The sequence below is a fragment of the Labedella endophytica genome, from assembly GCF_003990045.1.
Lineage (GTDB): Bacteria > Actinomycetota > Actinomycetes > Actinomycetales > Microbacteriaceae > Labedella > Labedella endophytica.
On sequence record NZ_RZGZ01000005.1, the window covers coordinates 194,491 to 206,219 of the forward strand.

Below are 11,729 nucleotides of genomic sequence, written 5' to 3' on the forward strand. Positions count from 1 at the left end.
CGGACCGTGTGCGGACGACCGATGGCGTCGTCCGAGCTCAGTCCTTCTTGAGCTTCTCGTAGACATCTTTGCACTGCGGGCACACGGGGAACTTCTCCGGGTCGCGACCCGGAGTCCACTTCTTGCCGCACAGCGCGCGCACGGGCTTGCCCGAGAGCGCCGACTCCATGATCTTCTCCTTGCGCACGTAGTGCGAGAAGCGCTCGTGATCGCCCGGCTCGACGACCTCGTCGGAGAGGAGCTTCTCGAGTTCGCGATCGAGGACGGACGTGGAGCCGCCGTCCGGCGTGCCCGAGGGATCCATGGTGCTGAAAATGACCGTCTGCATGCGCCCATTCTACGACCGACCGGAGGCGATCGGCCCGGAGCGGACGATGCACGACGCTGGAGTGGGCGAGGTCAGACGCTCGTGGCGAACCCGACGATCTCCGGGCCCCGCCGATCGAACACGCGCCCTCCGATGAGCACGCCCGCGATGAGGACGACGATGCCGGTGCCGAGACCGCACAGCAGGGCCGTGAGGTGCCACATCGGCGACTCGACGAGCGCGCGCACGGCGAACCAGATGGTCGGAGCCGAGAGCACGAGCGTGCCGACGAGGCTCACGGACTGCGAGACGACGGCGGAGCCACCGCTCGACTGCGGCTGCTGGAACGGACTGTCGCCCGGGAGCACGGCGGCGTAGGGCAGCCGCGCGGAGACGATGGCCGACAGCCCGACCCCCACGAGAAGGAGGCACGAGCCGATCCCGACCACGGAAGGGAACACGCGCCAGTCGCCAAACACCATGGCCGTCAACGCCGATCCTCCGACGATGAGCACGGAACCGATGAGGAGGATCGGGACGGTGCGTCCGAGCCGATCGGCCCATCCCCGCACGCCCGAGGAGACGTGCAGCCAGACCGCGCTCGAGTCCAGGGCGAGGTCGTTGTGCAGGGACCAGCCGAGGAAGAGGCACATGACCGGCAACGGGAGGAGGGCCAGTGGCTGGGCCGGAACACCGGCGACGAGCAGCGGCGCGATCATGAGGAAGGGGACGACGGGGATGATGAGCAGTGGGGCGAGGTAGCGCGAGTCCCTCGACCAGTAGGTAAGGCTGCGCGCGGCGATGACTCCGACCGGTCCGGCCGGGAGCGCGTCGAACCATCCGAGGCCACCGAAGCTCTTCGTCGGAGCCTCTCGCACGGGCGAGACGACGAGCTTCGCGACGAGGCGACGCCACGCCAGCCAGAGCAGGGCGACGGTGATCAGCGCGATAGCGGTCTTGAGCACCGCCCCACCCACGTCGCCAGTCGCCGCATCACCGGGTGCCGACCAGACGGCGCCGAACGGCGTCCAGCTCACGATCGAGGCCGCGCGACCGAAGACGCTGAGTCCCGCGTTGCCCCAGTCCATGCTCGCGAGGAGCGCGATCGCTGGCAGCACCAGGACGAGGACGAGCAGCCACAGCATGCCCGTGAACTCACGGGTGCGTCGGTGGGACAGGAAGACCGAGCCCACGGCGATGACGACGCGACTCGCGAGGACGCACGTCGCCACGGCGACGAATGCGCAGACGACCGCGAAGAACACCGGCAGCCCACCGCGCGACCAGGTCACGACCGTCGCGAGGCTCAGGACGGCCACGACGATCGCCGGCACGCTGAGGAGCGCCGAGAGGGCGAGCCCCACGGCCAGTCGACCGGGTTCGAGGCCGAACAGTGCGAAGGAGCGAGGATCCATCGGATCCTCCAACCGGAACAGGAGCGGCACCGTCGCGAAGCCGAGCACGACGAACGAACCGGCGACGACGAGCAGGTCGCGCACGTTCCCGGCCTCGGCGAAACGCAGGCCGAACAGGCCGAGACCGAGGATCCACACGACGGCGATCCCGAGACCGATGCCGAGCAGGAGTCCGATCATCTGCCTCGGCGTCCGCTTCAGGGCGCCGAGGATCGACTGGAGCCTCAGCCGGAGAAGCTGTGCAACCATTCCATCCCCTCCGCAGCCCGTCGTCCGCCAGCGAGCTCGAGGAAGCGTTCCTCGAGCGACACCGGTCCGCGCACGTCGGCGACGGGTCCGGCGGCGAGGACCTGGCCCTCGACGATGATCGCGACGTGGTCGCAGACACGCTGGATGAAGTCCATGCTGTGACTCGAGAGCACGACGGTGCCGCCGTTGCCCACGTAGACGCGCAGGATCTCGACGACCTTGGCCGCGGAGACCGGGTCGACCGACTCGAACGGTTCGTCGAGGACGAGGACGCGGGGCGAGTGGATCATCGCCGCCGCGAGCGACACCTTCTTGACCATGCCGGCCGAGTAGTCGGACACGAGCCGCCCCATCGCGTCCTCGAGGCCGAAGACGCGCGCGAGGTCCTCGACCCGTCCCCTGACGACGTCGCCGCTCAGCCCGCGGAGGGTGCCGGCGTAGTAGAGGAGTTGCGCACCCGTGAGCCGGTCGAAGACACGCAGGCGATCGGGAAGCACACCGATCGTGCGCTTCGCCGCCGCCGGGTCCGCCCACACGTCGATGCCGTTGACGGTGACCGATCCGGCATCGGGTCGGAGCAGTCCCGTGATCATCGAGAGAGTCGTGGTCTTCCCCGCCCCGTTCGGGCCGACGATCCCGTAGAAGGATCCCGCCCGCACCTCGAGGTCGAGCGCGTCCACCGCCCGCGTGTCGCCGAAGGTCTTCGTGAGCCCACGCACGCTCAGGACGGTGCCGTGCTCGACGGCGTCGGCGTCCTCCTCGCCGTCGTTCGCAGCCGAGATGGCGTCATCGCTCGCCGGACCCGCAGCGGTCTCACTCTCGGGCTCGACGATGCGCTTCGCCTCGGGAACACGCTCAGTATCGGCATCGGCATCGGGCTCGAGCAGAGCGGAGGATGCGGTCGTCGAGGATTCGTCGGGCTCCACTGCCTGGTCCCGCTCGGATCGGGCGGCGACGGCGCGGCGCAGCCGTTCGACGAAACCGCCGGTGCGCGGTGGCGTCGCGGAACCGATGGTCGACGACGGGCGACCCGTCTCCGACTGAGCCTTGGGTTCCACCTCGTTCTCCGGCTCCGGGGCTCCGACCGTGAGCGACTCGTCCGCGTCCGCCTCGACCGGAGGGTCGTCCGTCGCTGCAGCCGCGGTCTCGCGGGGAGTTGCGATCTCGATCGTGCGGTCCTCATCGGCCGCCTGGTCGCCATCGAGCACCGAGACCTGCTCGGACGCCACGACCCTCTCGACGGGACCGTTCTGCTCGACATCGGTCTGCTCGACGGGAGCGTTCTGCTCATGGGCGCGTGCGAATGCGGCGGCGGCCTCGGCCGCGGAGAGCGGAGGAAGTGGGGGCAGCGGAGGAACAGGAGGCAGCGGAGGAACAGACGATGCGCCCGACGCCGGGGGGCCGACGATCTCCGGCTCGACGGCCACCTCGTTCCGGGCTGCCTCGTCCGCCGCTGCAGCCTCGGCCGCTACGGCCTCGGCTGCCGCAGCTGCCGCTGCCTCCTTGGCGGCCTTCCGTCGCGCGGCGGCGGCCTTCGCGGCGGCCGACCTCACGGGGTCCGGGGTGCGCTTCGGCCTGGCCGCCGTCGACTTCTTGGCAGCCGGCTTCTTCGCGGCGGGCTTCCGGGGTGCAGGGGGACGCGTCGCGCCGGCCGATCGGCTCCCCGAGGAGGACACCGGCTCCGCGATCGAGTCGGTCGAATCGGCGGACGCCGCCGCGCTCTGTGAACGATTGGTGGAAGGGGTGGACGCGCCGGGTGCCGAGGAGGACGATGAGGTCCGTGCAGCATTCACGGCAACATCCGTCGCGGGTACGTCCACCTCGCCCGTGGATGTCATCCCACCCTGGGGCGGGTCCTGTACGGCTGCCGCCGACTCCTCGCCCTCCCGCGGCGCGGCTGCCGCGGTCTGCTCGGAAGGGACCGACGGAGCCGTGCCGTCGTCGTTCTGAGAGGGTTCGGAAGTCACTCGTCAAACCTAGCAAGCACCGCGGCGACCCGCCGAAGCGCTCGTCATGTATGCGCGATCACAACCTGGGAACCACCCGAGCGGCATGTCACGAAAACACAACGACCCACGAGCCGCTCGTGTGCTGCGAGCGGATGGCCCGCTATCGTGTAAGAGGACATAACGGGGTGTCATTTCATCGACTTTCGGGTGAACGACGAGTGAACGCCCTCGACGGGCTTCGCGCGACGCTCTCCGACATCCAACAAAGGAGTCATTCGTGACGACACAGGTTGTGATTCTGGCCGCCGGTATGGGAAGCCGCCTCGGGCGCTCCCTGCCGAAGCCGCTCACCGAGCTCAGCGACGGCCGCACCATCATGCAGCAGCAGTTCGACAACATCGCCCACGCGTTCGGCAAGAAGGCCAAGGTGACGATCGTCGTCGGCTACAAGCTCGAACACATCGTCGAGGCCTTCCCTGAGGCCTCCTTCGTCTACAACGAGCAGTACGACCAGACGAACACCTCGAAGAGCCTCCTTCGCGCACTCCAGGCATCGCAGCCCGGTGGTGTCCTCTGGATGAACGGCGATGTCGTCTTCGACCCCCAGGTGCTCGACCGCGCCGCCGAGATGATCGCACGCGACCAGTCCTTCGTCACCGTCAACACCTCCAAGGTGTCGGACGAAGAGGTCAAGTACACGACGAGCGCCGAGGGCTACATCAAGGAGCTCTCGAAGACCGTCAAGAACGGACTCGGCGAAGCCGTGGGGATCAACTACATCTCCACCTCGGACAAGGCCGTCCTCGTCCGTCACCTCCAGAAGGTCGACGCTCAGGACTACTTCGAGCGTGGCCTCGAACTCGCGATCGAGCACAACCGCATCCTCGTCGAGCCGGTCGACATCTCGGACCTCTACGCAGTCGAGGTCGACTTCGCCGAGGACCTGGACCGGGCGAACCTGTTCGTCTAGAACCTCCGTCCCCGAAGGACCGGCACGCGTCGCGAACGTGCCGGTCCTTTTTTACGGATAAGTTGGTGCTGTGAGTGAACCCGACTCGGTGAGCCCGGCGACGCGTTCGCCGTCCTCCCGGTACCGGCACGCGCTCGTCCTGCTCACCGTGCGCGACCTGCGAGTCCGCTACTCCACGAGTGCGCTCGGCTACCTGTGGTCGATCCTCGATCCGCTCGTGATGGCCGGTATCTACTGGTTCGTGTTCACGGTCGTCTTCAACCGCGAGGGACGGATCGGCGAGCATCCGTACATCGTCTTCCTCCTCGTCGCCCTGCTGCCCTGGATGTGGTTCAACGGGGCCGTCTCGGATAGCACGAGGGCGTTCCTGAAGGATGCGAAGCTCGTCCGCTCGACCTCGATCCCCCGCACGATCTGGGTGAACCGGATCGTCGCGTCGAAGGGGATCGAGTTCGTCGCGGCTCTACCCGTGCTCGCCGTCTTCGCCATCATCAATGGAGCGTCTCTGCACGTCGAGGTGTTGTACTTCCCTCTCGCGATGGTGCTACAGGCCGCCCTCACGATCGGCGTCGGCATGATCGTGGCGCCGCTCGTCGTGTTCTTCCGCGATCTGGAGCGCGCGACCAAACTGGCCCTCCGTTTCCTCTTCTACGCGTCGCCCATCGTGTACGGCACGACCGACCTCCCCGAGCAGCTCCACTTCTGGGCGGCGTTCAACCCCCTGAGCGGGATCTTCGCGCTCTACCGCGCCGCGTTCTTCCCCGATCAGCTCGATCTCTTCACCGTGGCCGTATCGGCCGCCATGTCCCTGCTGTTCCTCGCGATCGGCCTCGTCGTCTTCCGTCGGTGTGAGCGCGCCGTCTTGAAGGAGCTGTGATGGCGGAGCAGAGCACGGCGATCGAGGTCGCGGGAGTGGGGATCCGTTTCCGTCGCAACAAGCGGGGGCGCCGCACCTTCAAGGACCTCTTCGCCGGTCGCGAGCGTCGCGCCCGGCCGAACGAGTTCTGGGCACTGCGCGACGTGGACTTCTCGGTCGCTCGCGGCGAGTCCATCGGTGTGGTGGGGCGCAACGGTCAGGGCAAGTCGACACTGCTCAAGCTCGTCGCGGGGGTCGTCCTCCCCGACGAGGGCTCGGTCCAGGTCCGTGGCGGAGTGGCCCCGCTCATCGAGATCACCGGTGGATTCGTCAACGACCTCTCGGTGCGGGACAACGTCTACCTCACCGCCGGACTCCATGGGATGACACGCGCCCAGATCGACGCGCGCTTCGACGAGATCATCGGGTTCGCCGAGATCGAGGATTTCGTGGACACCCCGTACAAGCACCTCTCGAGCGGCATGAAGGTGCGCATCGCGTTCAGCGTGATCTCGCAGCTCGACGAGCCGATCCTGCTCGTCGACGAGGTACTCGCCGTCGGTGACCGCGCGTTCAAGGCCAAGTGCTACAAGCGCATCGACGAGATGCTCGCCGGCGGGCGCACGCTCTTCTTCGTCTCCCACAACGAGTCGGATCTGCGGCGCTTCTGCACGCGAGGTCTCTATCTCGATCGGGGTGCGCTCGTACTGGACGCACCGATCGGCGACGTGCTCGATCGCTACAACGACGACTACAACCGGCCGGCCCCCCGCGACTGAAACCGCTCCCCTGCACAGTGGGACGGCTCCGGCAATGCTCAGCGATCGGTTGGGCAGCCCGCATAGACTTCTCGAGTGAATCGGCAAGCGGACTTCCAGACGATGGCCTCGACCGACCAACCCGCATGGGCGAAGGGCGTCGATCGGGTGCTCGCCGTGCAGCGACCAGCGGTCGTCGCGTATGTGCGAGGCATCCGCCGCCGCTATCCGGGCGCGACCCCCGAGCAGCTCGTGAAGGTCCTCGAGCGCCGTTACCTCGCTGCGATCACCGCTGGAGGAGCCGCCGTGGGTGCCACCGCGATGGTCCCGGCGGTCGGCACCGGGGTCACCCTCGCGCTCTCCGGTGTCGAGACCGCCGGATTCCTCGAGACCACGGCCCTGTTCGCGCAGTCGGTCGCGGAGGTCCACGGGCTGTCCATCGAGGACCCGACGCGCGCTCGCGCCCTCGTGATGTCCCTCATGCTCGGTCGCACGGGCTCGGACCTCGTGAAGCAGTTCACCGGACAGGCCATGGGCCACCCCGTTCCGGAGCGCAAGGCGTTCTGGGGTGAGATGGTCTCCGCGAGCATTCCCCAGGTCATGATGGGGCCGGTCGCCGACGAGCTCAAGAAGCGATTCCTCCGGAAGTTCGCCGTGAGCCACGGCGCCTCGCTCATCGGCAAGGCGGCACCGTTCGGGATCGGAGCGGCGATCGGTGGTGTCGGCAACAACATCGCCGGTCGACAGGTCGTGAGCGCCGCCCGCACTGCGTTCGGGCCGACACCGCTCGTGCTTCCCCGCGAACTGGAACCCGTCGAGCGCGTCCCCCGCGAGCGCGGCGGTCGGGCCCTCCGGCTTCCTTTCCCGCGCAAGCGGGAGCTGACGACGGGGAGCGACACGGACCAGCCGATGGACGCGGAATCGGAGGACTCGACGCGCGGCGGCGAGTCCGACACCGAGGCGCCCTCGACACGCTGAGCACGATCGACCACGGCCACAGGCGGGTACGCCCGTTGGCCGGGAACCGATCCGTCAGTCGCCGTCCTCGTCCGGATCCTGGTGGTCGGATGCATCCGAATCGGTCCGTCGGCCGGAGAGCTCGGCGTGCCCATCGTCCGCGTGGAGAGAGGCGGAGCGCTCCCACTCGGCCATGAGGTGATCGACCGCGGCGTGGAAACGTCGCGTCGCCTCGCCCGGTGTGGGATCGCCGAAGTAGTGCCGCGACCAGTAATCGATGCGCGAAACCGTCTCCTCGTCGTGCAGGAGCCGGTCCACCTCCGTCACGACCGCTGCCGCCCCGTCGGCTGTGAGCCATTCGCACGCCGTGAGGTAGCCCTCGGAGTCAACCTCGGCCGCCGGGTCGACCGGACGGGTGACCATGAGTGGCTTACCGGTGGCCAGCCGGTCGTAGACCATCGCCGAGATGTCGACGATGGCGACATCTGCGGCCGTCAGCTGCCAGCCGAGTTCCGGTCCGTCGTCGAAGACGTGATGCGCCGACGGGTCCGCCCGGTTGGCGTCCGCGAGCATCGCGACGATGCTCTTCTTCGCGGCGCCGTAGGCCGCGTCGACGACTCCCGACCGCGGGTGCGGCCGGAAGATCACCCGGTGACGCCCCGTCACGAGCAGCTCGCGGACGAGGGCGACTCCGTGACTCGCGATCGACCCGTATGCGGCCGAGGACCTGTCCCCCTCCCACGTGGGGGCGTAGAGGACGACGGTGCGCTCGTCGGGGGTGTACGGGAGTGTTCCAGAGAAGTGATCTGCTTGAGGACGACCGATGGGGATCGCGCGCTTGTCGAGATCGAAATCCCAGAGCGCACGATCGAGTCGTGCGAGGGCGGCATCGCCGGCGACGAGGCTGTAGTCGTACGCCTTGAACTGGTTCGTCGTCATGTACATCTTGTCGCTCTCGCCATGATTGATGAACACGTGCCAGCGGCGGCCGTAGCGGAACATCTGGAAGTTGCGGGCGTTCTGATTGACGTAGAACACGATGCGGATGTCCTGCTCCGCCAGCGTCTCCTCGAGAGCGACGACGGTGCGCACGTAGGCGACCGGGACGGGCGACTCCTCGAGGAGAGCAGCCGCGGCGGTGGCCCCGCGACTGAGGATGAGGACGGGCCACCGCTCGGAGAGCCGCGCGAGCGGCTTGTACCACTGGCGCATCTGGTAGAGGTTGACGGCTCCGTCGGCGAAGTACACGGCGATCTTGAACCGGCCCGGCTCGACGGTCGGCCGCGTCGCGAGGGTCCTCGACAGCTCTCGCGACGCCGACCGCGTGGCGACGGCCCTCCGCAGGAGCCGCATGGCCTTGCGGGCATCGGAAAGGGAAGGCATGACCTCCACCCTAACCGCGCAAGATAACGGATCAGATAACGGGTGGCCGTCCCGACCGCGCCATGCGCCGCACGGTGCGCCACGACATCGGTCGTCGTCGCCCGGGCGACGACCTCCATCCCTCCATCCAGCCCCCGAGCCAGGCCGACAGCGCGGCGGGCTTCCGCCACCATCGCAGGAGCGTCACCGCCGTCCACGACCCGACGTAGAGCGGGACCAGCGGGTACGGCAGGTTGCGTCTGGCGAGCCAGACGCGATTGCGCGCGTTCAACCGGTAGTAGTCGGCGTGTCGCGTGGGGTGCACGACAGGATGTTCGGCGACGAGGCCGCCGTCGTACCAGGCGCGTCGGCCCTGATCCCACACGCGCCACGCGAGCTCGATACCCTCGTGGGCGTAGAAGAACTCGTCCCCCCAGCCCCCTGCACGGTCGAAGACGTCGCGCGGGAGCAGGACGGCCGCCTCGAGGCATGAGAACACGACGCTCGAATCGTGACGATCACCCTTCCGCATCCGGGGGATCCAACGTTCTGGCGGCTCCGCTCCCCCACGGCCCTCGAGCCGGGGCTGGATGAGCCCGATGCGCGGGTCGTTCTCGATGACGCCGATGGCATCGGCGAGGAAGCGGGGGCTCGGGATACGGGCGTCGTCGTCCAGGAAGAACACGAACGGTCCCGAGACGGCCGCCGCACCGCGGTTGCGACCCGCCGGAATCCCGACGTTGGTGGAGAGACCGATCCCCCGCACCCCGTCGGGGAGCCCCGACGGCTCCCAGCCGTTGCCGACGACGACGATGTCGGTGACGACGTCCTCCTGCGCGAGCACGCTCGCGATGCCCTCTGCGAGCTCCACCGGTCGATCGCCCTGCGTGAGGACCACGACTCCGACCCGGGGCACCGACCCCGGCCCGTCAGGCACGTCAGGCACGTCAGGCACGTCAGGCACTGACCCTCTTGGACGCCATGATCGCGACGAAGTGGCCGAACAGCGTCACGACGCCGAGCGCGAGCAGCCCGATGAGCGTCCACCGCATCGCGACGACGTCGCCGACGAACAGGCCGACGATCGCGGCGGCGAAGATGACCATCGACAGCTCGACCGAGTGGAACAGTCGGTGGAACGGGACGAACTTCGCGATCCGACGTGCGACCGCGAGGACACCGCCGCGCGGGGCCGTCTCGCTCTCCGAGTAGGTGAGCTTCGGCGCCCCGAAAGCGGCCCGGGACACCCTCACCATGTCGTTGAGCGCCTTGTTGAGCACGATGACGAGGGCGAGCAGCGCGCCGAGCGTCGTCCAGAAGAAGTCCTCCGGAGCGTCGACGGGATAACCGGCCGCCCGGATCGCCAGGGCGAGCGGGATGAGGGCCTCGGTGGAGTAGTGACCGACGGCGTCGAGGAACATCCCGGCGGGAGAGGATGTCTTCCGCCAGCGCGCGACCTCCCCGTCGCAGCAGTCGACGAGCATCTGCAGCTGACCGAGGACGAGGGCGAGGGCCGGACCGGCGATGCCCGGGATAAGGAGAGCGGCGGCGACCGACCACCCCGTGAGGATCATGAGACCCGTGACGCCGTTCGCGCTGATGGACGTCCGCAGGAGGATCCACGTGAGGTAGGGCGAGAGGTCACGGAGGTAGAGCGCCGCCGTCCAGTGCTCGGCGTTCCGTCGGCTACGCACCTCCGGCGGTTGCGTCACGGCGCGCAGCTCGGCGAAGCTCCTCGGCTTCGCCAGGGGCTCACCCCGTTCGTCTGTCACTCGAGCCCGAGCCTTTCCTGTACGTCTGTGCGGCGATGTTACTCGCGAGCGACAGATAGCCGAGCACGAATCCGATTCCCCAGCAGAAGTGGATACAGGGCAACACTACGAGAAACCACGCGACGGCGTGGGCGCCGTCCCGTCGGGCGACGAGCACGGCCGACACGGCGACGAGAGCGGCGTACGCGACGGGCGGGATCCAACCGAGGAGGAAGAGAGGGGCGATCCTGCTGCCCGCCGACCAGAGCACGAGGCCGATGACACCCAGGAGGACGCCCAGGGTCACACCGAGAACGAGGACGGGCGGGGCGAAATAACGCAGGTTGCGTGACCCGGCGATGAGTCGCGAGAGCTCGCCGCGCCACAGCCCGGTGGAGAAGAACTGGCGACCGAGCCGCGAGAGCGTCGACCGCGGTCGGTAGGTGACACGAAGCTCCGGAGTGAACCAGACGATGCCGCCGGAGGAGCGGATGCGCTCGTTCAGCTCCCAGTCCTGCCCCCGCTTGATCCTCTCGTCGAAGAGGCCGACGCGTTCGAGGGCGGAGCGACGGAAGACGCCGAGGTACACCGTGTCGGCCGGACCCTCTGCGCCACCGACGTGGTGCGGGGTGCCCCCGAGGCCGATGCGCGACCCGTACGCGCGTGCGACGGCCCTCTCGAATGCCGAGGTGCCGCGCGCGTCCATGATGCCCCCGACGTTGTCCGCACCGGTGCGCTCGAGCGTCTCGACGGCGAGGCGCGCATACGATGTCGGCAGGACCGAGTGGGCATCGACACGGATGACGATGGGGTGGCGCGAGGCGCGGATCGCGATGTTGAGTCCCGACGGCGTCGTGCCCGCGACGTTGTCTACGACCGTGATCCGACGGTCCGCTCGCCCCATCTCCTCGACGAGCTCGTTCGTGCCGTCGATGGACGGGCCCACGGCGATGACCACGTCGAAGGCACCGGCGTAGTCCTGATCCAGAAGGCTCTGGACGGCGGCACCGACATGGGTGACGTCGTTCAGGACGGGCATGACGTAGGAGACTCCCGGCAGAGCCGTGACCGGCTCTTCAGACCGCGGGTTTTCCATGTTCTCCACTCGCATTCGGGTGCGCCCGAGCCTATCAGGGGACACCCGTGAGGCCGTCG

11 protein-coding genes are annotated in these 11,729 nt (G+C 68.3%); 4 read left to right on the forward strand and 7 right to left on the reverse strand.

From position 1 onward, the window contains the following. Positions 1 to 37 precede the first annotated feature (37 nt). The 3 genes from ELQ94_RS16075 to ELQ94_RS17730 all read right to left on the reverse strand — a co-directional run bounded on the left by ELQ94_RS16075 (position 38) and on the right by ELQ94_RS17730 (position 3,938). Positions 38 to 328, reverse strand: coding sequence for a DUF3039 domain-containing protein (locus tag ELQ94_RS16075; RefSeq protein WP_424977506.1), 291 nt, complete (start codon positions 326 to 328; stop codon positions 38 to 40). Positions 329 to 399: 71 nt separating this feature from the next. Further along, positions 400 to 1,971, reverse strand: coding sequence for a hypothetical protein (locus tag ELQ94_RS16080; protein ID WP_127051374.1), 1,572 nt, complete (start codon positions 1,969 to 1,971; stop codon positions 400 to 402). After that, the gene (locus tag ELQ94_RS17730; protein WP_341807743.1) at positions 1,947 to 3,938 is read right to left on the reverse strand and encodes an ABC transporter ATP-binding protein; all 1,992 of its coding nucleotides are present in this window, start codon (positions 3,936 to 3,938) and stop codon (positions 1,947 to 1,949) included. The genes ELQ94_RS16080 and ELQ94_RS17730 overlap by 25 nt, the downstream gene beginning before the upstream one ends. 259 nt (positions 3,939 to 4,197) lie before the next feature. On the opposite strand from ELQ94_RS17730, the gene ELQ94_RS16090 reads away from it, so the two are divergent. The 4 genes from ELQ94_RS16090 (at position 4,198) to ELQ94_RS16105 (ending at position 7,482) form a co-directional block, all read left to right on the forward strand. Continuing rightward, positions 4,198 to 4,890 carry a phosphocholine cytidylyltransferase family protein gene (locus ELQ94_RS16090; RefSeq protein ID WP_127051375.1) on the forward strand — a complete coding sequence of 231 codons (693 nt, stop codon included), beginning with the start codon at positions 4,198 to 4,200 and terminating at the stop codon, positions 4,888 to 4,890. 88 nt (positions 4,891 to 4,978) lie between these two features. Continuing rightward, the gene (locus ELQ94_RS16095) at positions 4,979 to 5,767 is read left to right on the forward strand and encodes an ABC transporter permease (RefSeq protein ID WP_127051403.1); all 789 of its coding nucleotides are present in this window, start codon (positions 4,979 to 4,981) and stop codon (positions 5,765 to 5,767) included. Then, positions 5,767 to 6,525, forward strand: coding sequence for an ABC transporter ATP-binding protein (locus ELQ94_RS16100; RefSeq protein ID WP_127051376.1), 759 nt, complete (start codon positions 5,767 to 5,769; stop codon positions 6,523 to 6,525). Before ELQ94_RS16095 ends, ELQ94_RS16100 begins: the two co-directional genes overlap by 1 nt. A 75-nt stretch (positions 6,526 to 6,600) precedes the next feature. Further along, positions 6,601 to 7,482 carry a hypothetical protein gene (locus ELQ94_RS16105; RefSeq protein ID WP_341807744.1) on the forward strand — a complete coding sequence of 294 codons (882 nt, stop codon included), beginning with the start codon at positions 6,601 to 6,603 and terminating at the stop codon, positions 7,480 to 7,482. Between the two features lie 54 nt (positions 7,483 to 7,536). Here ELQ94_RS16105 and ELQ94_RS16110 read toward each other — a convergent pair whose 3' ends face one another. The 4 genes from ELQ94_RS16110 to ELQ94_RS16125 are packed head-to-tail and all read right to left on the reverse strand — an operon-like array spanning position 7,537 to position 11,670. Then, positions 7,537 to 8,844, reverse strand: a complete 1,308-nt coding sequence (locus ELQ94_RS16110) for a CDP-glycerol glycerophosphotransferase family protein (protein ID WP_127051377.1) — start codon at positions 8,842 to 8,844, stop codon at positions 7,537 to 7,539. A gap of 31 nt (positions 8,845 to 8,875) precedes the next feature. Beyond that, positions 8,876 to 9,769, reverse strand: a complete 894-nt coding sequence (locus ELQ94_RS16115) for a glycosyltransferase (protein ID WP_243697074.1) — start codon at positions 9,767 to 9,769, stop codon at positions 8,876 to 8,878. 10 nt (positions 9,770 to 9,779) lie between these two features. Then, positions 9,780 to 10,595, reverse strand: coding sequence for a CDP-alcohol phosphatidyltransferase family protein (locus ELQ94_RS16120; protein ID WP_127051378.1), 816 nt, complete (start codon positions 10,593 to 10,595; stop codon positions 9,780 to 9,782). Next, positions 10,576 to 11,670, reverse strand: a complete 1,095-nt coding sequence (locus ELQ94_RS16125) for a glycosyltransferase family 2 protein (RefSeq protein ID WP_127051379.1) — start codon at positions 11,668 to 11,670, stop codon at positions 10,576 to 10,578. Before ELQ94_RS16125 ends, ELQ94_RS16120 begins: the two co-directional genes overlap by 20 nt. Positions 11,671 to 11,729: the final 59 nt, after the last annotated feature.